This is a genomic window from Pseudomonas sp. LPB0260, from assembly GCF_013388395.1.
In genome coordinates, this window is record NZ_CP058247.1 from 4,767,814 (window position 1) to 4,794,105 (window position 26,292).

27 protein-coding genes are annotated in these 26,292 nt (G+C 68.0%); 11 read left to right on the forward strand and 16 right to left on the reverse strand.

All coding sequences use genetic code 11. From position 1 onward, the window contains the following. Nucleotides 1-57: 57 nt before the first annotated feature. Nucleotides 58-2,067 carry a DNA helicase Rep gene (rep, locus tag LPB260_RS21280; RefSeq protein WP_208707856.1) on the reverse strand — a complete coding sequence of 670 codons (2,010 nt, stop codon included), beginning with the start codon at nucleotides 2,065-2,067 and terminating at the stop codon, nucleotides 58-60. Nucleotides 2,068-2,246: 179 nt separating this feature from the next. On the opposite strand from rep, the gene LPB260_RS21285 reads away from it, so the two are divergent. Beyond that, nucleotides 2,247-3,911 carry a putative bifunctional diguanylate cyclase/phosphodiesterase gene (locus LPB260_RS21285; RefSeq protein WP_371926115.1) on the forward strand — a complete coding sequence of 555 codons (1,665 nt, stop codon included), beginning with the start codon at nucleotides 2,247-2,249 and terminating at the stop codon, nucleotides 3,909-3,911. A gap of 216 nt (nucleotides 3,912-4,127) precedes the next feature. Continuing rightward, entirely contained in the window at nucleotides 4,128-5,807 is a 1,680-nt protein-coding gene (locus tag LPB260_RS21290; RefSeq protein WP_208707858.1) for a bifunctional diguanylate cyclase/phosphodiesterase, read from the forward strand. Nucleotides 5,808-5,814: 7 nt separating this feature from the next. Here LPB260_RS21290 and LPB260_RS21295 read toward each other — a convergent pair whose 3' ends face one another. Next, nucleotides 5,815-7,194, reverse strand: coding sequence for a NorM family multidrug efflux MATE transporter (locus LPB260_RS21295; RefSeq protein WP_208710090.1), 1,380 nt, complete (start codon nucleotides 7,192-7,194; stop codon nucleotides 5,815-5,817). A gap of 138 nt (nucleotides 7,195-7,332) precedes the next feature. Between LPB260_RS21295 and LPB260_RS21300 the strand changes: the two genes are divergently transcribed. Then, nucleotides 7,333-8,253 carry a LysR substrate-binding domain-containing protein gene (locus tag LPB260_RS21300; protein ID WP_208707859.1) on the forward strand — a complete coding sequence of 307 codons (921 nt, stop codon included), beginning with the start codon at nucleotides 7,333-7,335 and terminating at the stop codon, nucleotides 8,251-8,253. 23 nt (nucleotides 8,254-8,276) lie between these two features. Here LPB260_RS21300 and LPB260_RS21305 read toward each other — a convergent pair whose 3' ends face one another. Together LPB260_RS21305 and LPB260_RS21310 are read right to left on the reverse strand one after the other, a co-directional pair. After that, nucleotides 8,277-9,773 carry a YifB family Mg chelatase-like AAA ATPase gene (locus LPB260_RS21305; protein ID WP_208707860.1) on the reverse strand — a complete coding sequence of 499 codons (1,497 nt, stop codon included), beginning with the start codon at nucleotides 9,771-9,773 and terminating at the stop codon, nucleotides 8,277-8,279. Between the two features lie 36 nt (nucleotides 9,774-9,809). Then, complete coding sequence (locus tag LPB260_RS21310) at nucleotides 9,810-10,082, reverse strand: accessory factor UbiK family protein (protein ID WP_208707861.1); 273 nt, start codon at nucleotides 10,080-10,082, stop codon at nucleotides 9,810-9,812. A 427-nt stretch (nucleotides 10,083-10,509) separates the two neighbouring features. On the opposite strand from LPB260_RS21310, the gene glnK reads away from it, so the two are divergent. From glnK to sutA, 4 genes are all read left to right on the forward strand, one after another. After that, on the forward strand, nucleotides 10,510-10,848 hold the full coding sequence (gene glnK, locus LPB260_RS21315; RefSeq protein ID WP_003096476.1) for a P-II family nitrogen regulator: 339 nt from the start codon (nucleotides 10,510-10,512) through the stop codon (nucleotides 10,846-10,848). Between the two features lie 38 nt (nucleotides 10,849-10,886). Then, the gene (locus LPB260_RS21320; protein ID WP_208707862.1) at nucleotides 10,887-12,200 is read left to right on the forward strand and encodes an ammonium transporter; all 1,314 of its coding nucleotides are present in this window, start codon (nucleotides 10,887-10,889) and stop codon (nucleotides 12,198-12,200) included. 78 nt (nucleotides 12,201-12,278) lie between these two features. Then, on the forward strand, nucleotides 12,279-13,529 hold the full coding sequence (locus LPB260_RS21325) for an ammonium transporter (protein ID WP_208707863.1): 1,251 nt from the start codon (nucleotides 12,279-12,281) through the stop codon (nucleotides 13,527-13,529). A gap of 224 nt (nucleotides 13,530-13,753) precedes the next feature. Continuing rightward, nucleotides 13,754-14,080 (forward strand): transcriptional regulator SutA, encoded by a 327-nt coding sequence (gene sutA / locus LPB260_RS21330; protein WP_208707864.1) that lies wholly within the window; start codon nucleotides 13,754-13,756, stop codon nucleotides 14,078-14,080. Nucleotides 14,081-14,146: 66 nt separating this feature from the next. Here sutA and LPB260_RS21335 read toward each other — a convergent pair whose 3' ends face one another. Genes LPB260_RS21335 through LPB260_RS21365 form a run of 7 tightly spaced genes read right to left on the reverse strand, consistent with a single transcriptional unit; the run spans nucleotide 14,147 to nucleotide 19,094 of the window. Further along, nucleotides 14,147-14,842, reverse strand: a complete 696-nt coding sequence (locus LPB260_RS21335) for an HAD family hydrolase (protein WP_208707865.1) — start codon at nucleotides 14,840-14,842, stop codon at nucleotides 14,147-14,149. Then, entirely contained in the window at nucleotides 14,839-15,735 is an 897-nt protein-coding gene (gene xerC / locus LPB260_RS21340; RefSeq protein ID WP_208707866.1) for a tyrosine recombinase XerC, read from the reverse strand. Before xerC ends, LPB260_RS21335 begins: the two co-directional genes overlap by 4 nt. Nucleotides 15,736-15,756: 21 nt before the next feature. Next, a complete protein-coding gene (locus tag LPB260_RS21345; protein ID WP_208707867.1) occupies nucleotides 15,757-16,125 on the reverse strand; it encodes a glyoxalase superfamily protein in 369 nt (122 codons plus the stop codon). Between the two features lie 55 nt (nucleotides 16,126-16,180). Continuing rightward, the gene (locus tag LPB260_RS21350; protein ID WP_208707868.1) at nucleotides 16,181-16,879 is read right to left on the reverse strand and encodes a DUF484 family protein; all 699 of its coding nucleotides are present in this window, start codon (nucleotides 16,877-16,879) and stop codon (nucleotides 16,181-16,183) included. Further along, nucleotides 16,876-17,706, reverse strand: coding sequence for a diaminopimelate epimerase (gene dapF, locus LPB260_RS21355; protein ID WP_208707869.1), 831 nt, complete (start codon nucleotides 17,704-17,706; stop codon nucleotides 16,876-16,878). The genes LPB260_RS21350 and dapF overlap by 4 nt, the downstream gene beginning before the upstream one ends. Before the next feature lie 5 nt (nucleotides 17,707-17,711). Continuing rightward, nucleotides 17,712-18,959, reverse strand: a complete 1,248-nt coding sequence (gene lysA / locus LPB260_RS21360) for a diaminopimelate decarboxylase (RefSeq protein ID WP_208707870.1) — start codon at nucleotides 18,957-18,959, stop codon at nucleotides 17,712-17,714. A gap of 9 nt (nucleotides 18,960-18,968) precedes the next feature. Beyond that, nucleotides 18,969-19,094 carry a lipoprotein gene (locus tag LPB260_RS21365; protein ID WP_208707871.1) on the reverse strand — a complete coding sequence of 42 codons (126 nt, stop codon included), beginning with the start codon at nucleotides 19,092-19,094 and terminating at the stop codon, nucleotides 18,969-18,971. A gap of 364 nt (nucleotides 19,095-19,458) precedes the next feature. Between LPB260_RS21365 and cyaY the strand changes: the two genes are divergently transcribed. The 3 genes from cyaY to rnk all read left to right on the forward strand — a co-directional run bounded on the left by cyaY (nucleotide 19,459) and on the right by rnk (nucleotide 20,511). Then, complete coding sequence (gene cyaY, locus LPB260_RS21370; RefSeq protein WP_208707872.1) at nucleotides 19,459-19,791, forward strand: iron donor protein CyaY; 333 nt, start codon at nucleotides 19,459-19,461, stop codon at nucleotides 19,789-19,791. Nucleotides 19,792-19,813: 22 nt separating this feature from the next. Then, nucleotides 19,814-19,978 carry a DUF1289 domain-containing protein gene (locus LPB260_RS21375; protein ID WP_208710092.1) on the forward strand — a complete coding sequence of 55 codons (165 nt, stop codon included), beginning with the start codon at nucleotides 19,814-19,816 and terminating at the stop codon, nucleotides 19,976-19,978. A 119-nt stretch (nucleotides 19,979-20,097) separates the two neighbouring features. Continuing rightward, a complete protein-coding gene (rnk, locus tag LPB260_RS21380; protein ID WP_208707873.1) occupies nucleotides 20,098-20,511 on the forward strand; it encodes a nucleoside diphosphate kinase regulator in 414 nt (137 codons plus the stop codon). A 39-nt stretch (nucleotides 20,512-20,550) separates the two neighbouring features. Here rnk and LPB260_RS21385 read toward each other — a convergent pair whose 3' ends face one another. The 3 genes from LPB260_RS21385 to LPB260_RS21395 all read right to left on the reverse strand — a co-directional run bounded on the left by LPB260_RS21385 (nucleotide 20,551) and on the right by LPB260_RS21395 (nucleotide 24,212). Continuing rightward, entirely contained in the window at nucleotides 20,551-23,406 is a 2,856-nt protein-coding gene (locus LPB260_RS21385; RefSeq protein WP_208707874.1) for a class I adenylate cyclase, read from the reverse strand. Nucleotides 23,407-23,527: 121 nt separating this feature from the next. Then, nucleotides 23,528-23,773, reverse strand: coding sequence for a TIGR02647 family protein (locus LPB260_RS21390; RefSeq protein ID WP_208707875.1), 246 nt, complete (start codon nucleotides 23,771-23,773; stop codon nucleotides 23,528-23,530). Between the two features lie 151 nt (nucleotides 23,774-23,924). After that, nucleotides 23,925-24,212 (reverse strand): hypothetical protein, encoded by a 288-nt coding sequence (locus tag LPB260_RS21395; protein ID WP_208707876.1) that lies wholly within the window; start codon nucleotides 24,210-24,212, stop codon nucleotides 23,925-23,927. A 119-nt stretch (nucleotides 24,213-24,331) separates the two neighbouring features. On the opposite strand from LPB260_RS21395, the gene LPB260_RS21400 reads away from it, so the two are divergent. Continuing rightward, complete coding sequence (locus LPB260_RS21400; protein WP_218281509.1) at nucleotides 24,332-24,865, forward strand: chemotaxis protein CheX; 534 nt, start codon at nucleotides 24,332-24,334, stop codon at nucleotides 24,863-24,865. Between the two features lie 9 nt (nucleotides 24,866-24,874). Here the strand turns inward: LPB260_RS21400 and LPB260_RS21405 are convergent, their stop codons facing one another. Together LPB260_RS21405 and LPB260_RS21410 are read right to left on the reverse strand one after the other, a co-directional pair. Continuing rightward, complete coding sequence (locus LPB260_RS21405) at nucleotides 24,875-25,636, reverse strand: endo alpha-1,4 polygalactosaminidase (RefSeq protein WP_256625529.1); 762 nt, start codon at nucleotides 25,634-25,636, stop codon at nucleotides 24,875-24,877. Between the two features lie 209 nt (nucleotides 25,637-25,845). After that, nucleotides 25,846-26,280, reverse strand: coding sequence for a GFA family protein (locus LPB260_RS21410; protein WP_208707877.1), 435 nt, complete (start codon nucleotides 26,278-26,280; stop codon nucleotides 25,846-25,848). Nucleotides 26,281-26,292: the final 12 nt, after the last annotated feature.

The following is a 26,292-nucleotide window of genomic DNA, read 5'->3' on the forward strand; positions in this document are numbered from 1 at the left end:
AACTCCCATGGTTATGACTTCGCGTAGCCCGGATGCAATCCGGGCTACGGCGGTTGATTATTTTTTCAGCAGGGCGCGCATATTGGCCAGCGCCGAGTTGCCGGTGGCGGCCTTGACCTCCGCCGGTGCGTCCTCCTGGCCTTCCCAGACCAGGTCCTCGGGCGGCAGTTCGTCGAGGAAGCGGCTTGGCGAGCACTCGATGATCTCGCCGTACTGCTTGCGCTTGGCGGCAAAGGTCATGGTCAGGTTGCGCTTGGCCCGGGTGATGCCGACGTAGGCCAGGCGCCGCTCTTCCTCGACGGTGTCGGCCTCGATGCTGGAACGGTGGGGCAGAATGTCTTCCTCCACGCCGAGGATGTACACCGAGGGATACTCCAGGCCCTTGGAGGCGTGCAGGGTCATCATCTGCACGCCTTCGGCGCCTTCCTCTTCCTCCTGCTGGCGCTCGAGCATGTCGCGCAGTACCAGCTTGCCGATGGCATCCTCGATGGTCATGTCGCCGTCTTCGTCGCGCTCCAGGGTGTTCTTCAGCGCGTCGACGAGGAACCAGACGTTGCCCATGCGCGCGTCGGCGACCTTGTCGCTGGAGGCGTTCTGCCGTAGCCAGTTCTCGTAGTCGATGTCCATCACCATGCTGCGGATCGCGGCGATCGGGTCGTTCTGCGCGCATTGCTGGCGCACCCCGTCCATCCAGCGGGTGAAGCGCGCCAGGCGCTCGGTAAAGCGGCTATCCAGCACTTCCTGCAGGCCGATCTCGCCGGCGGCGGCGTACATGCTGATCTTGCGCTCGGTGGCGTAGTTGCCGAGCTTTTCCAGGGTGGTGGAGCCGATCTCCCGGCGCGGCACGTTGATCACCCGCAGAAAGGCGTTGTCGTCGTCCGGGTTGACCAGCAGGCGGAAGTAGCTCATCAGGTCCTTCACCTCCTGGCGGGCGAAGAAGCTGGTGCCGCCGGACAGGCGATAGGGGATCTGGTGGTGCTGCAGCTTCAGCTCCATCAGCTTGGCCTGGTAGTTGCCGCGGTAGAGGATGGCGTAGTCGCTGTAGGGGCGCTGGGTGCGCAGGTGCTCGGTGAGGATCTCCAGGGCCACCCGCTCGCACTCGGCGTCCTCGTTGCGGCAGCGGATCACGCGGATCTCGTCGCCCATGCCCATCTCGCTCCACAGCTGCTTCTCGAAGGCGTGGGGGTTGTTGGCGATCAGTACGTTGGCGCACTTGAGGATGCGGCTGGTGGAGCGGTAGTTCTGCTCCAGCATCACCACCTTCAGCGACGGGTAGTCCTCCTTCAGCAGCATCAGGTTTTCCGGTCGGGCGCCGCGCCAGGCGTAGATCGACTGGTCGTCGTCGCCGACCACGGTGAACTGGTTGCGCGTGCCCACCAGCAGTTTCACCAGCAGGTACTGGCTGGCGTTGGTGTCCTGGTATTCGTCGACCAGCAGGTAGCGGATGCGGTTCTGCCATTTCTCCAGGATGTCGGCGTGCTCCTGGAACAGCTTCACCGGCATCAGGATCAGGTCGTCGAAATCCACCGCGTTGTAGGCCTTGAGGGTGCGCTGGTAGTGCAGGTAGACGATGGCCGCGGTCTGCTCCTTGGGGTTGCGCGCCTCGGCCAGGGCCTGATCGGGCAGGATCAGGTCGTTCTTCCAGCTGCCGATGTAGTTCTTCACCTCATCGATGCCGTCGTCGCCGGCATATTCCTTCTGCATGATGTCCGACAGCAGCGCCTTGATGTCGCCTTCGTCGAAGATCGAGAAGCCCGGCTTGTAGCCGAGGCGCGCGTACTCCTTGCGGATGATGTTCATCCCCAGGTTGTGGAAGGTCGACACCGTCAGGCCGCGTGCCTCGGCGCCCTTGAGCAGGCTGCCGACCCGCTCCTTCATCTCGCGGGCGGCCTTGTTGGTGAAGGTCATGGCGACGATGTGCTGGGCGCGGATGCCGCAGTTCTGCACCAGATGGGCGATCTTGCGCGTGATCACGCTGGTCTTGCCGGAGCCGGCGCCGGCGAGCACCAAAAGAGGGCCGCCGACGTAGTTCACGGCTTCCTGCTGCCGAGGGTTCAGTCGGGACATGGGCGGTATGGGGTCTGGTAAAAAGGTCGCAAATTCTATCAGCAATGCACGCTGCGGCGCAGGCGGCGACCCGGGCGGTTGGTCGCCTGAGGAATCTCGCGTATAAATTTTGATGCTTAATTAGGTTGGTGCAGCTATAAGTTAAAGTAAGTTCTTAGGTTGTGAGCTGCGGAGGTGTCGTGTCCTGCCAAAGCGATTTCTGCCGACTGCTGGTTCTGACGACAGAAAACCATTGGGTAAGCCTGCTTGACGCCATGCTGGCGGAGCAGGACGAGCCCGCCTGGTTGCTGGTCGCCGGCAGCTGGCAGGAAGCCCAGCAGCGCTACGCCCATTGCCCCCCCGACTTCGTCTTCACCACCCTGCAGTGCCAGCCCGCCGCCGAGCAGTGCGCGCAATTGCCCATCCTGTTGCTCGAGCGCCCGCCCCAGGGCCCCTTGCTCGGCGCCCAGGACTGGCTGTCGCGCGACAGCCTGAGCGCCGAGGTGCTGCGCCGCTGCCTGGATTACAGTCGACAACGCCAGGCCTTGCAAACCCTGGCCGACCGCGACCCGCTCACCGGGGTGGTCAACCGCCAGGGCTTTCAGAACCTGCTGCACAAGCGTCTGCAGCACAACCGTGGGCGCGGACTGCTGCTCGGCTATCTGGACCTGGACAATTTCAAGCATGCCAACGACAGCCTGGGGCACCGCGGCGGGGATCAGCTGATCCAGCAGGTGGCGCAGCGCATCCGCGATGTGCTCGCCCCCCACGACTGCCTGGCCCGCCTGGGCAGCGATGAATTCGCCCTGCTGCTGGACGTCAGTCAGTCCAGTGCCCGGGTCGAGCCCACGGCCCAGGCGCTGATGCAGGCCCTGGCGGAGCCCTACTGGATCCAGGGCGAGAGCCTGACCCTGGGCTGCAGTCTGGGGCTGGCCTATGGCCGCGCCGGAGAGGACGCCGACCCGCTGCTGTGGCACGCCCATATGGCCATGCAGCAGGCCAAGCACAAGGAAGGCTGCACCTATCACCTGTACGACGAGCGCATTTCCAGCCAGGTGCGCAGCCTCGCCGATGTCGAGGCCGAGCTGCGCCGGGCCCTGCGCCGCGACGAGCTGGAGCTGCACTACCAGCCGCGCCAGGACCTGGTCAGTGGGGCGATAGTCGGCGTCGAGGCGTTGATCCGTTGGCGCCACCCCAGCCGCGGCTTGCTCTACCCGCTGGACTTCATTCCGTTGGCCGAGCAAAGCGGGCTGATCGTGCCCCTGGGCTACTGGGTGGTGGACCGCGCCCTGCGCGACCTGCGCTGGCTGGCCGAGCGCGACCTGCTGCTGCACCTGGCGATCAACCTGTCGTTCAGCCAGTTCCAGGACAGCCAGCTGCTGCCCACGGTCAAGCGCCTGATCGAGAGCTGCGGGGTCGACGGGCGCTGGCTGGAATTCGAGCTGACGGAAACCGCCATGATGCGCCGCAGCGACTACGTGCTGGACACCATGAGCACCCTCGGCGACCTGGGCGTGCGCTTCTCCCTGGACGATTTCGGCACCGGCTTCTCCTCCTTCGTGCACCTGGCCAGCCTGCCGATCTCCCTGCTGAAGCTGGACAAGAGCTTCGTCTCGGGCATGGCGGTGCGCCCGGAGCAGTCGCGGCTGGTCAACGCGATGATCAGCCTGGCCCGCAACCTCGGCCTGGAAGTGGTCGCCGAGGGGGTGGAGAGCGAGGCGGAACTGGCGCTGCTGCAGCAGTTCGGCTGTGATCAGGGCCAGGGCTACCTGATCAGCAAGGCCCTGCCGCTGGCCGAGCTGCAGCAGTTTCTCCTGCGCCAGCCACGGCGTGAGGAGCCGTTGCTCAGCCTCTCGCTGGGCTGAGTCGAACCCGCCGCTTCCCCCGATTCCGGCGGCCGATCTGCCCGCCGGGCATGATCTCGCTCACAGCTTGCGGTCCTGTCGCTGGCCGCCATCGGCGCAGTTCGGTAACTTGTCGCACTTTCCGGCACCCAAGGCCGGGCCCGTCACCAGGAGGTGCGGGTGGGACAGCGCCGAGCGCCGGCGCCGTCAGTTCCCCCATCCAGCCAAGGAAGTCGTGTGGCCGCGTCAGCTCAACCCCTGCGTTTGCTCCTGTTGACCGATTCGGCGCACTGGACCGCCAGGTTGCGCGCGCAGCTGATCGCCCTGGGCGCCGAGCAGGGGCTGATCACCGCTCCGTCCTGGGCGGCGGCCCGCGGGTTGTTCGAGGGCTCCGGCCAGGCGCTGCTGCTGTGCACGCCCGCGCACCTGCCGGCGGCGGGGTGCTGCGACCTGCCGATCGTGCTGCTGCTCGAGCGGGAGCCCGAGGCCGGCCAGACGCCGGCCGGAGTCAGCGACTGGCTGGTGGCCGAGTCCTTCGGCGCCGACGCCTTGCGCCGCTGCCTGCGCTATGCCGGCGAGCGCAGCGGCCTGCAGGCCAGCCTGCGGCGCCTGACCGAGCAGGACGCCCTGACCGGGGTGGCCAACCGCCAGGGCTTCCATAACCTGCTGGCGGCCCGCCTGGCCGAGACCGGTGGCGGCGGACTGGTGCTGGGCCATCTGGACCTGGACAATTTTCGCAGCGTCAACGATGCCCTCGGCTATCAGGCCGGTGATCGCCTGATCCTGCAGGTGGTGGCGCGTTTGCGGGCCCAGCTGCAGCCCGGCGACCAGCTGGCTCGCCTGGGCAGCGACGAATTCGCCCTGCTGCTCGACGCTCGCCGTGGCCCCGGCTACGTCGAGCGCCTGGCCGAGCGTATTGGCGAGGCCCTGGGCGAACCCTACTGGGTCGATGGCGAGAGCCTGCTGCTGGGCAGCAGCCTGGGCCTGGCCCAGGCCCGCGCCGGCGGTGGCGCCGATGCGCTGATGTGGCACGCGCACATCGCCATGCAGCAGGCCAAGAGTCAGCAGGGCTGCACCTTCCATGTGTTCGACGAACGCCTGCATCGCGCGGCGCGCAGCCAGGCCGAGCAGGAAAGCGAACTGCGCCGGGCCCTGCGCCGTGACGAGCTGGAGCTGCACTACCAGCCACGGCTGTGCCTGAAGAGTGGCCGCATCCTCGGCCTGGAGGCGCTGGTGCGCTGGCGCCACGGCGAACGCGGCCTGCTGGCGCCGAGCGAGTTCGTACCGCTGGCCGAGGAGAGTGGCCTGATCGTGCCGCTCGGCTACTGGGTGATCGCCCGCGCCCTGCGCGACATGCAGTGGTTGCGCGGGCGTGGTCTGCCGCCCCTGCACATGGCGGTCAACCTGTCGTTCCGTCAGTTCCAGGACGGCCAGTTGCTGGCCACCCTGGCCCGGCTGATCGAGTCGCGCGGGGTGGACGCGCAGTGGCTGGAATTCGAGCTGACGGAAACCGCGGTGATGCGGCGCAGCGATCGGGTGCAGCAGACCATGCTGGCCCTGGGCCGGCTCGGCGTGCGCTTCTCCCTGGACGACTTCGGCACCGGCTTCTCCTCCTTCGTCCACCTCAACAGCCTGCCGATCACCCTGCTGAAGATCGACAAGAGCTTCGTCGCCGGCATGGCCGTGCGCCCGGAGAATCGCCAGCTGGTGCGGGCGATGATCAACCTGGCGCACAACCTCGAGCTGCAGGTGGTCGCCGAGGGGGTGGAAACTCCCGAGCTGCTCGAACTGCTGCGCCAGTTCGGCTGCGACCAGGTGCAGGGCTACCTGATCAGCAAGCCACTGCCGCTCAGCGAGCTGGCGCGTTTCCTGGTATTCGGCCAGCGCCAGGCCTTGCTCGGCATGCCGATCGCCTAGGCGTCCGCTAGCCGGGCAGCGCCCGCGCTGGCACCGGCCGCAGCAGGCGTGCGGTCTTCCACTCGAAGCCCAGGCTCAGGCCGAGCGCCGCGCAGGCCAGGCCGCCGGCCAGGCCCCACCACACCCCCGCGGCGCCCCAGCCCAGCGGGAAGGCCAGGGTCCAGGCCAGGGGTGCCCCGACCGCCCAGTAGCAGGCCAGGCCGACCAGCAGGGTGGTCTTGGCATCCTTGAGGCCGCGAATGGCGCCCATGGCGATGGTCTGGATGCCGTCGAACAGCTCGAACCAGGCGGCGATGGCCAGCAGCCCGATCGCCAGGGCGACGACTTCGCGGTAGGCCGGGTCGTGCGGGTCGAGAAACAGCCCGACCACCCAATGCGGCGCCAGCCAGAACAGCGCGGCAAAGGCGAACATGCACAGGGCGCCGAGGCCGATGCCCAGGCGTCCGGCCAGGCGCGCCTGGCGCAGGCGGCCGCCGCCGTAATGCTGGCCGATGCGGAAGGTGATGGCGTAGGAGATGCCCACCGGCACCATGAAGGCCACGTACACCGACTGGATGGCGATCTGGTGTGCGGCCAGCTGATCGCTGCCGAGCGCGCCCATGCACAGGGCGGCGAAGGCGAACAGGCCGGACTCCACCGCGTAGGTGCCGCCGATCGGCAGGCCCAGGCGCAGCAGCTCCTTGAGCTCGGCCCACTGCGGGCGCAGCAGGCCGCGCAACAGCGGGTAGGCGGCCGCGCCCGGCCCGCGCAGCAGTTGCCAGGCCAGCAGCAGCGCCATGGCGTTCATCACCAGGGCGGTGACCAGGCCGATGCCGGCCAGGCCCAAGGCCGGCAGGCCGAACCAGCCCTCGATCAGCGCGTAGTTGAGGACGAAGTTGGCCAGGGCGCCGCCGATGCTGATGGCCATCACCGGGCCGGGGTTGCCGATGGCGCTGGTGAAGCCGCGCAGGGCCATGAAGCTCAGGTAGCCGGGCAGGGCGAACACCAGGGTGGACAGAAACTGCGTGGCGCCGGCCACGCTCTGCGGCGCCTGGCCGAAATACAGCAGCAGCGGTCCCAGATTCCACAGCAGCAGGCCGGCGCCCAGGGCCAAGGCCCAACCCAGCCACAGGCCATTCTGGGTCAGGTGGATGACCCCGGCCCTGTCATCGGCGCCATGACGGATGGCCACCAGGTTGCCGACCGCGCCGATCACGCCGACGCAGAAGATCGACACGAAGGAATAACTGGCTGCGCCCAGGCCGCCGCCGGCCAGGGCATCGGGGCCGAGCAGGCCCATCATCACCGTATCGGTGAAGACCATCAGCACATGGGCCAGCTGGGCGGCGATCAGCGGGCCGGCCAGGCGCAGGATCGCCAGGAGTTCGCTGCGAAGGGCTTGCTTCATCATGAGTCTGGCTCAGTGTTAGGCTTGCCGGGGGTTCCCGGCATGGGACGAGTAGCGGCTATTTTGCTGGGCTGGATGAGGCCGGCACAAAGGGATAAATACGATGCCTTGGATGACTAATACTCATGGTTGCGGGCGATGAGCCGGCGCCTGCCGCCGCTCTATGCCCTGCGCGCCTTCGAGGCCGCGGCTCGACATAGCTCCTTCACCCGCGCCGCCGAGGAGCTGGCCATCACCCAGAGTGCGGTCAGCCGGCATATCCGCACCCTGGAGGAGCACTTCGCCTGCCGCCTGTTCGAGCGGCGCGGGCGCAGCCTGCGGCTGACCGAGTCGGCGCGCCTGCTGCTGCCGGGGCTACGCGACGGCTTCGATGCCCTGGAGCGGGCCTGCACCACGTTGCGGGTGGACGACGCCATCCTGCGCCTGAAGGCGCCCTCGACCCTGACCATGCGCTGGCTGCTGGCGCGCTTGTCGCGTTTGCGCCTGCAGCACAGCGACATCGAGGTGCAACTGACCAGCGCCTGGATGGACGTGGACCGAGTGGACTTCCTGCACGAACCCTTCGACTGTGCGGTGCTGCTCGGCAGCGGCGGCTTTCCCGAGGAGTGGGAGAGCGCCCTGCTGTTCGCCGAGTGGTTGATCCCGGTTTGCTCGCCCGAGCTGGCTCGCGCCGGGGCCTGGGATCTGGCGCGCCTGCAGGGCGCGGAGCTGTTGCACCCGACCCCGGACCGCCGTGACTGGCGCCAGTGGCTGCAGGCCATGGGCCTGAGCGAGCAGGTGCCGCTCAAGGGCGGCCAGGTGTTCGACACCCTGGAGCTGGGCATGGTCGCCGCGGCGCGTGGCTATGGCGTGTCGATCGGCGACCTGGTGATGGTCGCCGAGGACGTCGAGCAGGGTCGCCTGGCGCTGCCCTGGCCCTGCGCCGTGCCCAGTGGCAGCAGCTACTACCTGGTCTGGCCCAAGGCCCGGCGTGGCCAGGAGCGTTTCCGTCTGCTGCGTGACTTTCTCCTGGCCGAGGTGGCGGCAATGCACTTGCCGGCGGTCGAGCGGCGCGTCTGACGGCCGGCAAGTGCCGGCGAGCCTCAGCGCTGCGGCTCGTCGCGATACTGCAGGGCCTCGGCCAGGTGGCTGCGGGCGATGTGCTCGGCCTGCTCCAGGTCGGCCAGGGTGCGCGCCACCTTGAGCACCCGGTGGGCGGCGCGCAGGGACAGGCCGAGGCGCTCGCAGGCGCCCTCCAGCCAGCGCTGGTCCTCGGTCGCCAAGGCGCAGTGCTGGCGCAGCCCTGCCAGGTCGAGGAAGGCGTTGGCCAGGCCCTGGCGCGCCAACTGTCGTTGCCGCGCCGCGGCGACTCGGGCGGCGGCGCTGGCGGTGTCGATACCGTCGCTGGCTGGCGCCTGCAGGGACGTGGTTTCGCGGGCCACGGTCAGGTGCAGGTCGATGCGGTCGAGCAGCGGGCCGGAGAGCTTGCCGCGGTAGCGGGCGACCTGCTCCGGGGTGCAGCGACAGCGGCCGCTGGGGTCGCCGAGGTAGCCGCAGGGGCAGGGGTTCATCGCCGCCACCAGCTGGAAGCGCGCCGGGAAACGCACCTTGTCGCGGGCCCGGGCGATGACGATCTGCCCGCTTTCCAGGGGCTCGCGCAGCACCTCGAGGACCTTGCGGTCGAACTCGGGCAGTTCGTCGAGAAACAGCACGCCCTGATGCGCCAGGGTGATCTCGCCGGGTTGCGGGCGACTGCCGCCGCCGACCAGGGCCGGCCCGGAGGCGCTGTGGTGGGGCGTGCGGAACGGCCGTTGCGGCCAGGCGTCCAGCGGCGCGTGGCTGGCCACCGAGTGTATCGCCGCCACTTCCAGGGCCTCCTGCTCGTCCAGCGGCGGCAGCAGGCCGGGCAGGCGGCTGGCCAGCAGGGTCTTGCCGGTGCCGGGCGGGCCGCTGAACAGCAGGTTGTGCGATCCGGCGGCGGCCACCAGCAGGGCGCGCTTGGCGGCGGCCTGGCCCTGCACCTCGGCCAGATCCGGATAGGGGCGGGTCTGGCGCAGCAGGCCACGGGACTGGAAGGGCTCGAGGGGCGTCTGGCCGCTGAGGTGGGCGGCCAGCTCCAGCAGGTGCTCGACGGCGATCACCGTCAGCCCCGAGGCCAGGCTGGCTTCCTCGGCATTGGCCCTGGGCACCACCAGGGTGCGGCCGGCGGCGCGGGCCGCCAGGGCGGCGGGCAACACCCCCTGCACCGGGCGCACGGCGCCGGACAGGGCCAGCTCGCCGAGGCACTCGAGCGACTCCAGCGCGGCGCCGGGCAGTTGGCCGCTGGCGGCGAGAATCCCCAGAGCGATGGCCAGGTCGAAGCGCCCGCCGTCCTTCGGCAGGTCGGCGGGGGCCAGGTTCAGGGTGATGCGTCGGGGCGGGAAGTCGAAGGCCGAGTTGAGGATGGCGCTGCGCACGCGATCCTTGCTCTCCTTCACCGCCGTCTCGGGCAGGCCGACCAGCGCCAGGGACGGCAGGCCGTTGGCCAGGTGCGCCTCGACGGTGACGGCGGGCGCCTCGACGCCGACTTGGGCGCGGCTATGGACTATGGCCAGGGACATCGATCACTCCTTGATCGTCTGCCTCGCGGGAGCGCGTTACTCGGCGGGCGGTTGCGGCTCGCTGGCGAGGCGGGCTTCGAGTTCGGCCACCTTGGCCTCCAGCGCCTCCAGGCGGGCGCGGGTGCGCGCCAGCACGGTCATCTGGCTGTCGAACTCTTCCCGGCTGACCAGGTCGAGTTTGCTGAAGCCGCTCTGCAGCAGCGCCTTGAACTGGGCTTCGAATTCGCTGCGCGGCAGCGGCGTGTCGCCGTTGAACAGGCGCGAGGCATGGGCGCCGAGGGCGTCGAGCAGGGCTTTGGGTGGCAGCATGACGGGGGTTCCAGTGACAAACGGCGGCAGTGTAGCACGCGCCCCGCAGCTGGGCGCCGGCCACCGGGTAGGCCAGCGCCGCGCACGATTATCGCGCGTCCGGCGCCGGGGGCATGCACCGATATTGTGCGTTTGCCGTGCGGCAAACCCAGGGCGAAAGCCACACGCAGGGGTTAACTGCCTGAAAAAAGGCGTATTTCAATGAACTGGCAAGGTTTCTGCTTATGCCTTGTTAACCATGCACCAATGCGGTTTCGGTGCGCCAGTCGAGGCGGTGGAGTGCCTCGACTGCAGCGGTTGACGGAGATTGGTGCCGTAGCGGCCGAGTTAGGGCGGTCGATGCATTACAAAAGCCAGGCACTGCGCATAGACTTGAGCCGGGTTCGTAATTCCTGGGGCAAGTCCACCTTACACGGGAGAAAGTTACATGAAGCTAGTCACTGCCATCATCAAGCCGTTCAAGCTGGACGACGTCCGTGAGTCACTGTCGGAGATCGGCGTGCAGGGCATTACCGTCACCGAGGTCAAGGGCTTCGGTCGGCAGAAGGGTCATACCGAGCTGTACCGCGGCGCCGAATACGTGGTCGATTTCCTGCCGAAGGTGAAGATCGACGTGGCCATCGCCGACGACCAACTGGATCGCGTGATCGAGGCCATCACCAAGGCCGCCAACACCGGCAAGATCGGTGACGGCAAGATCTTCGTGGTCAACCTGGAGCAGGCCATCCGCATCCGTACCGGCGAAACCGATACCGACGCGATCTAAGCGCCCTTCGAACCCCCCAAAGCCCCAGGAGTTAAACCATGACTCTGCGAACATTCGCAGGGCTAGGAGCCCTATTGTCTCTCGTTCCGGGCCTGGCCCTGGCCGACGAGGCAGGCCTGAACGGCGGCGATACAGCCTGGATGCTGGTCGCGACCGTCCTGGTACTGTTCATGACCATACCCGGTCTGGCGCTGTTCTACGCCGGCATGGTGCGTTCCAAGAACGTGCTGTCGGTGCTCATGCAGTGCTTCGCCATCTGTGCCCTGATCAGCCTGCTGTGGGTGGTCTACGGCTACAGCATGACGTTCGACACCACCGGCATGGAGCAGGGGGTGGTCAACTTCAACTCCTTCGTCGGCGGCCTGTCCAAGGCCTTTCTCGCCGGCCTGACCCTCGACAGCCTGGTGGCCGGCGTGCCGGAGAGCGTGTTCATCACCTTCCAGATGACCTTCGCCATCATCACCCCGGCGTTGATGGTCGGCGCCTTCGCCGAGCGCATGAAGTTCTCGGCCATGCTGGTGTTCATGGCGATCTGGTTCACCCTGGTCTACGTGCCCATCGCGCACATGGTTTGGGCCGGTGATGGCGCGTTGATGTGGGACTGGGGCGTGCTGGACTTCGCCGGTGGCACCGTGGTGCACATCAATGCCGGTATCGCCGGCCTGGTGGCCTGCCTGGTGCTGGGCAAGCGCAAGGGCTTCCCGACTACCGCCATGGCGCCACACAACCTGGGCTACACCCTGATCGGCGCGAGCATGCTGTGGGTCGGCTGGTTCGGCTTCAACGCCGGCTCGGCGGTCGCCGCCAATGGCACCGCGGGCATGGCCATGCTGGTCACCCAGATCGCCACGGCCACGGCCGCCCTGGGCTGGATGTTCGCCGAGTGGATCACCCACCGTAAGCCCAGCGTGCTGGGCATCGCCTCCGGGGCGGTGGCGGGTCTGGTGGCGATCACCCCAGCCTCGGGCACCGCGGGGCCCATGGGCGCCCTGGCGATCGGCCTGGCGTCCGGGGTGATCTGCTTCTTCTGCGCCACCAGCCTGAAACGCAAGCTGGGTTATGACGACTCCCTGGACGTCTTCGGCGTGCATGCGGTCGGCGGCATGGTCGGGGCCGTTCTTACCGGTGCGTTCGCCGCACCGGCCCTGGGGGGCTTCGGCGAGGTGGAGAACATCCCGGCACAGCTCTGGGTACAGGTCGAGGGCGTGGTCTTCACGGTGGTCTACACCGCGGTGCTGACCTTCCTGATCCTGAAAGTGATTGAGCTGGTAATGGGCCTGCGTGTCAGCGACGAGGAGGAGACGGTCGGTCTCGACCTCGCCCTGCACAACGAGCGTGGCTACAACCTGTAAGCACACGGAGCGCGTCCGTCATCTGGACGGGCGCCCTAACCGAACGGCGCGATGACGCGTCACGGCAAGAGGTGAATCATGGACAACACGGCATTGACTGCTTTGCAGTACGGTTTCGATACCTTCTATTTTCTGGTCTGCGGCGCCCTGGTGATGTGGATGGCGGCGGGTTTCGCCATGCTCGAGGCCGGTCTGGTGCGGGCCAAGAACACCACCGAGATTCTCACCAAGAACATCTCCCTGTATGCGGTCGCCAGCGTCATGTACCTGCTGATCGGCTACCACATCATGTACTCCAGCCCGGAGGGCGGCATCCTGCCGAGCCTGGGCTTCCTGCTCGGCGCGGAGAATGGCGCCGACGCGGTACTCGGCGGCGCTGACGATGCGCCTTACTACTCGGCGCGCTCCGACTTCTTCTTCCAGGTGGTGTTCGCCGCCACCTGTATGTCGATCGTTTCCGGTGCGGTGGCCGAGCGCATGAAGCTGTGGGCGTTCCTCGCCTTCGCGGTGGTCATGACCGGCTTTATCTACCCGGTGCAGGGCTTCTGGAAGTGGGGCTCGGGCTTCCTCAACGAGGCCGGCTTCCTCGACTTCGCCGGCTCCGGTGTGGTGCACATGGCCGGTGCCTCTGCCGCCCTGGCCGGGGTCCTGCTGCTCGGTGCGCGTAAAGGCAAGTACGGTGCCGGCGGCCAGATCAACGCCATCCCCGGTTCCAACCTGCCCCTGGCGACCCTCGGCACCTTCATCCTGTGGATGGGCTGGTTCGGCTTCAACGGCGGCTCGCAGCTGAAGATGAGCACCGTCGAGGACGCCAACGCGGTGGCCCAGGTGTTCGTCAACACCAACATGGCGGCGGCCGGCGGCCTGATCGCGGCGATGATCGTGGCGCGCATCCTGTTCGGCAAGACCGACCTGACCATGGTCCTCAACGGCGCCCTGGCCGGCCTGGTGGCCATCACCGCCGAGCCGCTGACCCCGAGCGCGATGCAGGCGACCTTGATCGGCGGCGTCGGTGGAGTGCTGGTGGTGTTCTCGATCCTCGGTCTGGACAAGCTGAAGATCGACGACCCGGTCGGTGCCATCTCGGTGCACGGCGTGGTCGGCATCTGGGGCCTGCTGGCGGTCTGCCTGACCAACGGCGATGCCAGCCTCGGCGCCCAGCTGCTGGGTATCGCCTGCATCTTCGCCTGGGTCTTCGTCGCCAGCCTGATCGTCTGGTCGATCCTCAAGGCGGTGATCGGCCTGCGGGTCAGCGAGGAGGAAGAGTACGAAGGTGTGGACCTCGCCGAATGCGGCATGGAAGCCTATCCGGAGTTCACCAAATCCTGATCGGCCGGGCTTTCCACGAGGGCGCCTTCGGGCGCCCTTTGTTTTTTCTCACGGCGCGCTAGAATGCCCGTCGTTGAGCACGCTGCAGCTGGCAGCGGCGCCTTGGAGGCGACTTGCCCCCGGCTGTGGTAGCGGGCAAGGGCATTGGAAATTTTCCGGCGGTGTGCGATAGGTTACGCAGCTGGGCTATAACTAACCTGCTTTTGCAAGTCATGAGGTTGAACATGAGCGACGACGATCTGGAACAAGACGACCTGGACGGGGCCGACGAGGACGACGGCGAGGAGCTGGCCGCAGCGGACACCGGCGACAGCGGTGATGACGGCGACGACGAGGCGGCAACGCCGGTCAAGAGCAAGGCCAAGAGCAAGGCCGCGGCCGACGTCGAGGAACTGCCGAGCGTCGAAGCCAAGCAGAAGGAGCGCGATGCCCTGGCGCGCGCTATGGAAGAATTTCTCGCGCGCGGCGGCAAGGTGCAGGAGGTCGAGCCCAATGTGGTCTCCGACCCGCCCAAGAAGCCCGACAACAAGTACGGCAGCCGCCCCATCTGAGGGCTGTGCCGCGCTGTCAGAGCCCGCCTGCCGGCGGGCTTTTTTATGCCTCGCCGGCGCCCGGGCTCAGGTCCAGCGCTGCAGCAGCGCCGGCAGTTCGGCCAGGCTGGCGATTTCCGCGTCCGGCGTGCCGGCCGCCTGCCAGGCCTTGCCCTCGGGATTGAACCAGATCGCCCGCAGGCCGGCGGCCTGGGCGCCGCCGATGTCGTCGCTGGGGTGATCGCCGATATGCACCGCGTGCTCGGCCTTCACCCCGGCGCGGGCCAGGGCTTCGGTAAAGGGCTTGGGGTCGGGCTTGCCGACGCCCAGCTCCTCGGCGCACAGGGCGAACTGGAAATAGTCGGCCAGGCCCAGGCGGCGCACATCGGCGTTGCCGTTGGTGATCACCGCGAGCTTGAAGCGGCTGGCCAGGGCTTCCAGGGTCGGATGCACCTCGGCGAACAGCTCGACCTGATGGCGCGCGGCGAGGAATACCTGGAAGCCACATTCGGCCAGGGTGGCAGCGTCCTCATGGGGGTAGCCGGCGCTCTCCAGGGCGTTGAACAGGATGCGCCGGCGCAGTTCGCTGAGGCGGTGCCTGAGCGCCGGCTCGTCATCCAGCAGCTGGGCGCGAATGGTCCACAGGTGATCCACCGGCATGGTGCCCAGGCGCGGGGCGTGCAGGGTCAGCCAGTTGCGCAGCGCTGCTTCGGCATCCTGCATCACCGGGGTCACGTCCCACAGGGTGTCGTCGAGGTCGAAGGTGATCAGTTCGATGGTCATTCTGCGCCGCCTTTGCGTTTGGCCCGGGGGTGAGCACGGTCATACACCGTGGCCAGGTGTTGGAAGTCCAGGTGGGTGTAGACCTGGGTCGTGGCGATGTCGGCATGGCCGAGCAGCTCCTGCACCGCCCGCAGGTCCTGGGAGGACTCCAGCAGGTGGCTGGCGAAGGAGTGGCGCAGCATGTGCGGGTGCAGGTGCTGGCCGAGCTCGCGCACCCCGGCCTGGCGCACGCGCAACTGCACGGCGCGCGGGCCGAGGCGCCGGCCCTGCTGGCTGATGAACAGCGCGCCGTCGATGGGGCCGGCCAGGGCGCGCAGGGCCAACCATTGTTCCAGGGCCTGGCGGGCCATGCGCCCGAGTGGCAGCTCGCGGGTCTTGTTGCCCTTGCCGCAGACCCGCACCAGCCCGGCGGCCAGGTCGAGGCCGTCGAGATTCAGGCCGACCAGCTCGGACAGGCGCAGCCCCGAGGAGTAGAACAGCTCGAGCATGGCCTGGTCGCGCCGGGCGAGGAAGTCGTCCTCCACCGCGCCGTCGAGCAGTTGTGCGGTGCGGTCGGCGTCCAGGGTCCTGGGCAGCCGGCGCTCGCCCTTCGGTGGGCTCAGGCCGCTGGCCGGATCATGCTCGGCCAGGCCTTCGCGGATCAGGTAGCGGTACAAGCCGCGCACCGCCGAGAGCAGGCGCGCCAGACTGCGACTGGACTGGCCCTGCTGGTGCAGCTGGGCCACCAGACGGCGCAGCTGGCAGCTATCCAGGTCGGTCCAGGCAGGCAGCGCCTGGGCCTCGCAGAATGCCAGCAGTTTGCCGAGGTCGCGGCGATAGCCGTCCAGGGTGTGAGCGGAGACCTGGCGCTCGCTGCGCAGGTGTTCGAGGTAGGCGTCGAGCTGGCTGTGCATGGAGGCTCCCGACGGGGCGGCTCAGCCGCCGGCCGAGCTGGTGAATATCAGTCGATTGCCGAAGGGATCGCAGATCGGCATGTCGCAGCTGCCCCAGGGCATCTGCGCGATGCTCGGCCGGGCATAGCCATAGTCCTTGGTCAGCAGCTCCTGGTGCAGCGCCTGCACGTCGTCGGATTCGATGCGCAGCGCCGCGCCGGGACAGCAGTCGCCGTGATGCTCGGAGAGGTGCAGCACGCAGCCGCTCCGGGAAATCTGCAGGTACAGGGGCAGGCCCGGTTCGAAGCGGTGCTGCCAGTCGACCCGGAAGCCGAGGAAGTCGAGGTAGAAGGCGCGGGCCTTGGCCTCGTCGAATATCCGCAGGATGGGCGTGGTGCTGCTGAGCTTCATACGGGGTTCTCGTGGTGCTGGAGCTGAGCGGCAGCGACCCCGCGTCGGGCGCGGGCTAGCGCACCGAGCGCAGCGGGGTGGCGAAGCGCGGCAGCACGCGGGCCAGGACTTCGGCGATATAGCCGAGGAACAGGGTGCCGAGGGAGCTCTTGTAGTGCTGCGGGTCGGCGCTGCCGATGGCCAGCACGCCGTGCAGGCCCTGGTGCGCCACGGCCACCACGGCGGCCGAGCCGACTTGCTCGGCGTCCTCGGCGCCGAACAGGAACGCCAGTTCATGCTTGCGCAGTACCCCGCAGATGGTCTTGCCGCCGGCCAGCAGGCCGCCGATGGCCTGGTGCGCCTCGGCGCCACTGACCGTACGGCCGACCGGCAGCGGCGTTTCGCTGAACAGGATCAGGCTGACGAAGGGCACCTTGAACTCGCTGCGCAGGCTGTCCTCGACGGCGCTGACCACTTCTTCCAGGCTGCCGGCATCGAGCAGGTCGAGCACCAGGCGGCGGGTCTTGTCGAACAGCCGGTCGTTCTCCCGGGCCACGTCCATCAGCTGCGACAGGCGGTGGCGCATCTCGATGTTGCGCTCGCGCAGCAGCTTGACCTGGCGCTCGACCAGCGACACGGTGTCGCCGCGCTGATGGGGAATGCGCAGCTCGGGGATCAGCTCGTCGTGGTCGATGAAGAATTCCGGATGCAGGCGCAGGTAGGCGGCGACCGTCTCCGAATCGAGTGGCTTGGGCGAGCTCTGCTGGTCGGTCATAGGCGAACCTGTCCTTCGAAGACGCGGACTGCGGGCCCGGTCATCATAACGGGCTGGCCGGGGCCTGCCCACTCGATGGACAGGCGCCCGCCGGGCAGCTCGAGCTGCACCGGCGAATCCATCCAGCCTTGGCGAATCGCCGCCACCGCCGCGGCGCAGGCGCCGGTGCCGCAGGCCTGGGTCTCGCCGGCGCCGCGCTCCCACACCCGCAGGCGCGCGCGCTGGCGGTCGATGATCTGGAGAAAACCGACATTGACCCGCTGCGGAAAGCGCGGGTGATGCTCGAGCTTCGGCCCCAGTTCATGCACCGGCGCGCTGTCGACGCTGTCCACGCGCAGCACTGCGTGGGGGTTGCCCATGGACACGGCGGCCAGCTCGACCGTCTGCCCGTCCACCTGCACCGGATAGCTCAGCGCCTCGTAGTCGGCCTGGAAGGGGATCTGCTGCGGCTCCAGGCGCGGCGCGCCCATGTTGACGCTGACCTGGCCATCGTTGCGCACGTCCAGTTCGATGATGCCGCCCTTGGTCTCCACGCGGATCTGCTTCTTCACCGTCAGGCGCTTGTCCAGCACGAAGCGGGCGAAGCAGCGCGCGCCGTTGCCGCACTGCTCCACTTCCGAACCGTCGGCGTTGAAGATGCGGTAGCGGAAGTCGACGTCCGGGTTGCTCGGCGGCTCGACGATCAGCAGCTGGTCGAAGCCGATCCCGGTGTGGCGGTCGCCCCACTGCTTGGCGTTCTTCGGCTGGATGTGCGCGTGCTGGCTGACCAGGTCGAGGACCATGAAGTCGTTGCCCAGCCCGTGCATCTTGGTAAAGCGCAATAGCATCGAGGTCACTCCGGCAGGCGGCTTTCGCCCGCAAAGAGTTCGTCGAGGGTTTCGCGGCGGCGCACCTCGAAGGCCTGCTGGCCATCGACCATCACCTCGGCAGCGCGGCCGCGGGTGTTGTAGTTGGAGCTCATGACGAAGCCGTAGGCGCCGGCCGAGCGCACCGCCAGCAGGTCGCCCTCGGCCAGGGCCAGCTCGCGTTCCTTGGCCAGGAAGTCGCCGGTCTCGCAGATTGGTCCGACGATGTCGTAGGCGCGGGCGGCGCCGTCGCGCGGCTGCACCGCCACCACGTCCATCCAGGCCTGGTACAGGGCCGGGCGGATCAGGTCGTTCATCGCCGCGTCGACGATGGCGAAGTCCTTGTGCTCGGTGTGCTTGAGGTATTCCACGCGGGTCAGCAACACGCCGGCGTTGGCCACGATCGAGCGGCCCGGCTCGAATACCAGGGCCAGGTCGCGGCCGGCGATGCGCTCGCGCACCGCCTTGATGTAGTCACCAGCCAGCGGCGGCTGTTCGTCGCGGTACTGCACGCCGAGGCCGCCACCGAGGTCCAGATGCCGGATCTGAATACCCTGTTCGGCGAGGCGGTCGATCAGCCCCAGCAGGCGATCCAGGGCATCGAGGAAGGGCGGCAGGTTGGTCAGCTGCGAGCCGATATGGCAATCGACGCCGACTATCTGCAGGTTTGGCAGCGCGGCGGCGCGGGCGTAGACCGCCTCGGCGTCGGCGATGGCGATGCCGAACTTGTTTTCCTTCAGCCCGGTGGAGATATAGGGGTGGGTGCCGGCATCGACGTCCGGGTTGACCCGAAGGGAAATGGCGGCGGTCTGGCCCAGCTCGGCGGCGACCTGCTGCAGGCGCTCCAGCTCATCGGTGGACTCGACGTTGAAGCAGTGCACGCCCACTTGCAGGGCGCGGCGCATGTCGTCACGGCTCTTGCCGACGCCGGAGAAGACGATCTTGCCAGGCTCGCCGCCGGCGGCCAGGACGCGTTCCAGCTCGCCACGGGAGACGATGTCGAAGCCCGCGCCAAGGCGCGCCAGGGCATTGAGCACGCCGAGGTTGGAGTTGGCCTTGACGGCGAAGCAGACCAGGTGCGGCATGCCCTGCAGGGCATCGGCGTAGGCGTGGTACTGCGCCTCGATGTGTGCGCGCGAGTAGACGTAGGTGGGCGTGCCGAAGCGCTGGGCGATGGCGGACAAGGCCACGCCCTCCGCGAACAGCTCGCCGTCGCGGTAGTTGAAGACTTCCATGAGCCGTCCTTATTCGTCTTGCGTGGAGGCGGATGGACTGTCGTCCGGCAGGTACAGCGGGCCTTTCTGGCCGCAGCCCGCGAGCAGGGAGGTGACGGCGACGAGCGCAATGAGGGCAGTTAGCAGCCGCTTCATGGGGAAATCCTTGTAAAAAAGCATGATTGGGCCGGAGTATACCGGCCCCCCGAGGCCTTGCCTATGCGCTGGGATTCCCGTCCGGCGGGGCTTTGCCGCTGTTCGCCAGGCCTCGCCGAGCAGGCGCCGAATCGCCGGGCAACGGCACCGTGCGCGCGGCCGTGCAGTCGCCGGCTGCTAAAACAGGGGCGCCAGTTGGGCGAAGTCGGTTTATCCTTCCGCCAGTTGCCGGAGGCGACAGGCCGGCGGCCGGTGCGGCAACTGTGCGCCGACCAGGCCTTGCAGCCTGGCGTGATCGCCCGCCGTACTGGTCGGCGCCTCCAGAGCCCGCCTGATAGACCCGAATTATTCCGAGGACAGCCCAATGAGTTTGACCGAAGCCCGCTTTCACGACCTGGTCGACGCCACGCAGCAAGCGGTGGAAGACATCTTCGATGACAGCGACCTGGACCTCGACCTGGAGAACTCCGCCGGGGTGCTGACCGTGCGGTTCGAGAACGGCAGCCAGCTGATCCTCAGCCGTCAGGAGCCGATCCGCCAGCTGTGGGTCGCGGCCCGCTCCGGCGGCTTCCACTTCGACTACGACGCGGCCAGCGAACGCTGGATCTGCGACAGCAGCGACGAGCAGCTCGGCGAGATGCTGGCGCGCATCACCCTCGACCAGGCCGGGGCCGATCTTGAGTTCGACGAACTCTGAGGGGCGAGGCGCCGCAACCGAGGTGGTCGCCTCGCCGTGCCGGCGCCAGTGCTGCCTGGACCCTGGGGACATGTGCATGGGTTGCGGGCGGCTGCTGGCGGAGATCCTCGAATGGGGCCGCGCCGACAATGCGCGGCGCCGGCTGATCTGCCAGGAGGCCCAGGCGCGCCTGCAGGCGCGGCGCTGACCGGCTGGTCTTGTTTATTTGCCCGGCTGTGTTACGGTCGCTCGAAATCACTCGCAAAACCCCGCCGTCCTGGCGGGGTTTTGCTTTTTTCGCCTCCCGACAAGGAGATCCGCACGACCATGAACAGCGCACCGCCGATCACCATTACCCGCCTCGACCTGCAGCGTCTGGAGCGTCTGCTCGACAGCCTGGAGGACTTCGGCGCGGGCGCCGTCGCCCTGCAGGCCGAGCTGGATCGCGCCGAGGTGGTCGGTCACGACGAGGTGCCGGCCGGGGTGGTGACCATGAATTCGCGGGTGCACTGTCGTGAGCAGAGCACTGGCAAGGACTATCACCTGACCCTGGTCTATCCCCAGGATGCCGGCGGTGAGGGCCGGGTGTCGATCCTCGCCCCGGTCGGCAGCGCCTTGCTCGGTCTCAGCGTCGGCCAGCACATCGACTGGGTGGGGCCGGGCGGCAAGTCGCTGAAGTTGGCCCTGCTGGCGGTGGAGTACCAGCCCGAGGCCGCCGGCGAGTATCGCCGCCAGGGTTGAGCGCCTGGCGCCGGCGCTACCCGGCTCCTCAGGCGCGCCTCAGACCCGCTCCAGGGCGCTGTTCAGCGCCGCTTCCAGTTCGGCCTTGTAGCGCAGGTACTGAATGGTCTGGGCCTGGCCGTTGCCGAGCACCGCGGACAGGTCCAGGTCGGTGATGTAGCAGCGATAGCGCTCGCCGGTGCGGCGCTGGGCGAGAATGTGGCGGGCCGCGGCGGCGAACAGGCCGCCGCGGTATTCCAGTTCGGAAAACTCGCGATGATTGCAGTACAGGGTGACGCTGGGGCGTCGCCCTGCGGCCGGCTCGACGATCGCCTGGACGTCATAGAACGGGTGATTGGCCGGCGCCTGCGGCGGCGGGCGCCGCTCCAGGCGTTGCGCGCGCAGCGGCGCGTCCGGCAGCACCTGGTAATAGAGCACTTCCGGTGGCGCCTGCGGCACCGGGCTGTCCAGCGGCAGCACGGCGTTGCGCCGGTACAGGAAGGCGCGCAGGAAGCGCTGCAGCGGGGTCAGCAGGCTCTGCTCGTCGTGAAACGGCACCGACTGGCGCCACAGCGCGTTGTGCTCGTCCAGTACGGTCAGCTCCGCCGTCGCCTCGCTCTCGTGCAGGCGGTAGAACACCTGGATGCACTGGGGCCGGCCGAGGGGCAGGATCAGCGCCAGGTCTTCGCCTTCCAGGGCGTTGCGGTCGAGGTAAAGCGGGCTGTAGTCCGGCTGCGCGTGGCCCAGGTGGGCGAGCAGCGCGGGCAGGTCGTGCAGCACCGTGTGGCGCGTCTGGCCGGGGACCAGTTCGAGCACATGGTAGTGCTGCTGGATCTGCAGCAGGTAGCGGTTACGCTGCTTCGCGCTGAGGTGCTGGAGAATGTCGCGTAACAGGCCGTCGACCCGCTCGGCGATGGCCATGGCGCGGTTGCGGCAGAAGCAGCGCACCTGCAGGCGCGGCTTGGTCGCGCCGGCCGGCAGGCTGTCGAGCAGGCCGCGCAGGCACTCGAGCAGGGCGTTCGGCCCGGCGTAACGGCGCACGGTCAGCTCGTTCCAGCTGTTCAGGCTGACCTGATCGAGGGTCAGAATCAGGTTTTCCCGGGTCCCCGAGTAGCCCAGCGCGTCGGTCCGTTCGCTGGTCATGTGCAGGTCCATCTGGCTGTGCTGGCGCAGCGGGTCGAGGCCGACATTGACCAGCAGCAGGACCTCGCATGGCGCGCTGGGACGCAGCAGCGCGGTTTCCTCGAGCGGCGCCAGGGGCAGCGGCAGGGCCTGTTGCAGGCTGCCCAGCAGGTTGTTCAGTTCGGACTCGCTGAGGTCGCTGCTGCCCGGGTGCAGCGACAGCCGGGTGCCGCTGTCGATCACCCCGTTGCGGTGGCACCAGGCGAGCAGCTCGATCAGCTCGCCGGCGCGCTTGAGTGGGGCGAAATCCGGCCACTCCTGGGCGCCCAGGCTGCCGCGGAACAGCGCCCATTGATTGTCCTTGGGCGCTTGCGGGCTCGGACAGTGCACCAGGGTGAGGATGTCCTCGCCCAGGTCCGGGGCGATGCCCGGGTTGATGATCTCGATCTTGCCGGCCTTGCGCTCGAAGGCGGCGTACAGGCGCCGGCCGAGCACCCCGAGGTCGCGGCGGTTGAGCGAGCTGCCGGCCTGTTCGCGGCGGGCAAACTGCGAGAGGAAGCGGTAGCTGTAGGTCAGCTCGTTGACCAGCATGCGCCGCTCGGCGCTGACCTGGCGCAGCTTCCACTGGCTGCGGCTGTCGAGCAGCGCCAGCTGCTGCGGGTCCCACTGCCACTCGTCGATCAGGCGTTCGAGCAGCAGGCGCTGCCAGCTCTTGCGCGAGTCGCGCGGCGCGCGGCTGAGCTTGCGGTTGACCTTCAGGTACAGGCAGCGCCGCACCAGGGCCAGGCGCTCGGTTTCGCCACGCCCGCTCAGGTATTCCTCCAGGCGCCGGTAGACCAGCACGTAGGGGTCCAGTTCGTCGAGGTCCAGGCGGTTGGCGTAGACCGCCTGCTTGAAGCGCAACGACAGGCATTCGACCTGGGGATGCTCGCTGGCGTAGACCTCGGTGAGCAGCAGTTTGAGCACCGACTTGTAGGGCGACTCGATGCCCTTGTACAGCTGCCACATGCCGGCGCCGATGAACTCCTGCGGCGGGATGCGGGCCAGATGGCCGAGGTCGAGCACCTCCTCGGCACGGATGAAACGCTTGCTCAGCAGGGCGCGGGTGTAGTCGTGGTAGCGCGCCTCCTCGTACACCGGCACCAGCCACCATAGCGGCGTGCGCCCGGCCAGCCAGATCGCCGAGCGGTAGAACTCGTCGAGCAGCAGGTAGTGCTGGGTGGTGCCGCAGTCGTCCGAGGTCAGCTGGGCGTCGCGGTCGCCGATGCTGAAGCGGGCCGGGTCGACCAGGAAGAAGTGCGCCTCGGCGCCCTGGGTCGCGGCCCAGGCCTCGAGCAGGGTGCATTTCTTGCCCAGCTCGACGAGTTCCTGGGGGCTGAGGTCTGGGGCGTGGCAGACCCACAGGTCCATGTCGCTCTGCTCGGCCTGGGCCACCGTGCCCAGGCTGCCCATCAGGAACAGCCCGTGAATCGGTTGCGGCGTCGGGCCGCGGCGCGGCTTGTAGGCGAAGGAGCGGGTCAGGCGCTGCGTCTCGGCGAGCAGGGCGTCGTCGGGCTCGAAACCGGACAGCCCGGCCGGGGTCAGGCCCGAGACATAGCCGGGAAGCAGCGGGTGGTTGACGTGAAACAGCAACGGCAGCAGGCGCAGTACCAGTTGCTGGCGGCTCGACAGTGCCTGCAGGGCGCGCTGCAGGCGGCCGTCATTGACCTTGAGAAAGCGCGCGCGCAGCTGCGCCAGCACCTTGCGGTCGATGCCGTCGTCGAGGTCCGGGCGGATTTCCTGGCTGCTGCTCATGTCGGGGCTCTGCGGGGCAAGACGCTGGGGCTAGCGGCCGCCAGAGCCTCGCGGCGCATTATGGGCATGCGCTTAAGCCACCGCTCGCGCTGTCGAGCGGCGGCTTGTCTGGCGCAGTGGGTCAGGCCGTTTCGCTTACGGTGAGGATGGTCAGCAGGCTCTGTGCATGTTCGGCCGCTTCCAGCCCGAGGCTGGTCAGGTAGCCGCCGTCGGTCTGGGTGACCAGGCCCTTGTCGTGCAGGCGTTGGGCCGCGGCGATGGCCTGGGGTGCGGCGACGTGATGAACCTTGAGGCCTTCCTGGGTGTTGCCCAGGTTGAACAGCGCAAGCAGTTCCAGTTCGGCGACCAGATCAGGGGTGAAGGTCATAGATGCTCCCGGTTCTTGTTGTCTTGCGCCGGACACCGCGGGTGCCCGGCTGGTAGGTGCCCCCTGCGGGCTTTCGCCGCGTCGGGTGCGTGCAGTGTAGCGAGCCCGGCGCTGGCGTGCCGGCTGCAACGACTAGCGTAGCGGGGCGAACTCACGCCGGCTCAGACGGATCATCCGGCAGCTCGGGCAGCGCGCGCAAGGCCTGCTCGTAGGCGGCGCCGTCGAACGGACGGTCGGCGGCGAGCATGGCCTTGACCTCGTGGGCCAGGACCAGGGCCATCATCTGCAGGATTTCTTCGCGTTCGAAGCCGACCAGGGTCAGCTTGTTCAGCACCGCGAGGGTGGCGGGTGGCTCTCCGGCTTCGATCTGGTTTTCGATGGCCTGCAGCAAGGCTGCTTCGGCGAAGGCTTCGTCTTCTGCTTCTGGGTGTTCGCTCATGGCGTGCGTCCTGGGGCTGAGCGGACAGTGTGCCACGGCCGGCGCCGGCGCGCCCTGGCATTCTCCCCAGTGCTTGGGCGGGCCGACGCTGGCCAATGGCCGCGTGCTCGGCGTAGTCTGTGAACCTGATTATTCTCGAAGCGGACGCCGTGCCCGGCATTGGCGCGGCTGCAGACCTGGAGGCAGCACCCATGCGGGCGGAATTCGTCAACCCCTTTCTGGCCTCGATGCTCGAGGTGATGAGCACCATGGCCAATCTCGAGCTGACGCCCGGCAAGCCGCAGCGCAAGACCGACGAGCGAGCGTTGGGCGATGTCTCCGGGCTGATCGGCATGCTGGCCCCGCAGACCCGCGGCTCGATGTCGGTGACCTTCCAGAAGTCGCTGGCCCTGGAGGCCATGCGGCGCATGCTGGGCGAGGCGCCGACGGAGATCAACGACGAGGTGACCGATATGGTCGGCGAGATCACCAACATGGTCACCGGGGGGGCCAAGCGCCGCCTGGCCGAGCAGGGCTTCGACTTCGAGATGGCCACCCCGATGGTGGTGGCCGGTGCCGATCACAGCATCCGCCACCATGCCCAGGGGCCGCGCATCTACATGCCGTTCGAGTCGAAGTTCGGCCGCGCGATCATCGAGATCTGCTTCGAGTAACCGCCGCGCTTACTTGCAGGGCGTGCCAACGCCCTTCAGCGAGCGCTTGAAGAACTGCAGGCGGTAGCCCGAGGCCGCGGCCTGCGTGCACAGGTTGCTGTTGTAGGCGCGGTAGTCGGCGATCAGCACCGCCTTGCCCTGCTGGCGGAACAGCCGGTAGCCGTCGCATTCCTTGTAGACGTAGCAGCTTTCGTTGACGGCGAAGTCGAAGTCGTCGACCAGTTGCGGCAGCAGTTCCACGGCGTTCTTCAGGCCGACGGCGAGGTCGCGCTGGTGCGCTTCGCGGGCCAGCCAACGGTTGAAGTCGAGCTGATCGGCCGCAGTCAGTTGCAGGCCGTTGGCATTGCTGTAGCCATCCACATTGTCCGGGTCGACGCCGTGACAGCCCTTGCTGACCGCCAGGTCCAGGCGCTTGCTGAGCAGGGCACGCACGTCGGCGCGGCGAATATCCAGCCAGCGCTCGCCCGGCCAGTCGGCCAGCGGTGCGCCGAGCGCGGCGGCGGGGTAGTCCGCGGCGTCCGCGCGCCAGTCTTCCCAGGTGCCGGCGCTGAAGTAGCAGATGACGATGCGCCCGACGGCCTTGAGGTCACCGATGGTTTTCGCCGGCGTGTCGTACAGGTCGATGTCGTATAGCTGACGGTCGGGTTTCTGCAGCCTGCCGTCCAGTTGCATGTGCCAGCTCACCTGGCTGGGAATCACCAGCGGCGTGGCGCAGGCCGGGAGCAGGCCGAGGCCGGCGAACAGAACAAGGCTGAGGAGGATCCGTTTCATTGCGCTGTACTCCCGGGCAGGCGCCGTTTCGCGCGAGAAGGGCCCGGACGATCCGGGCCTGCTTGGCAGTCAGCCTAGAGCCTAAGGCGATCTGTTGCACGGTACTGCGTCACGATTCTGACGTATGGTTTATTGACGCCTCGATTGCGACGAGCCTGTCGCCTCTGTCGTGTGCATCCGGTCGGCCTCCAGCGCTGAGGGCGGGGGCATCATTCGGCCAGGCTGATGCCCGAGCCGCCCAGGTTTTCGGGTACGTCCCGCCACTTGGGCAGGCCATCCTTGATCCGCAGTACGGCCTCCTGGTAGTGCACATGCACGCCCGGGCTGAAGGCGAACGCCGGGATGAGCGCGGCGTAGACATCGACCAGGGCCATGTCCGGATGCTCGGTGAACAGGTGTCCACCGCACGCCTTGCACCATTGCCGCGTGCTCTGCGGGGTCTTGTTGTAGCGACCGATGTGCTCGGCGCCCTGGGTCACCTCGACGGCCTCCTTGGGCCACAGGGTGAAGGCGTTGACCGGTCCGGCCGACCAGTGTCGGCATGACTGGCAGTGGCAATAGCCCATGGCTGCGGGCTCGCCGCTGACGCTGAAGCGGACTGCGCCGCAAAGGCACTGCCCTTGATAGCTAGCTTGGCTGTTCATCTGTTGTCTCCT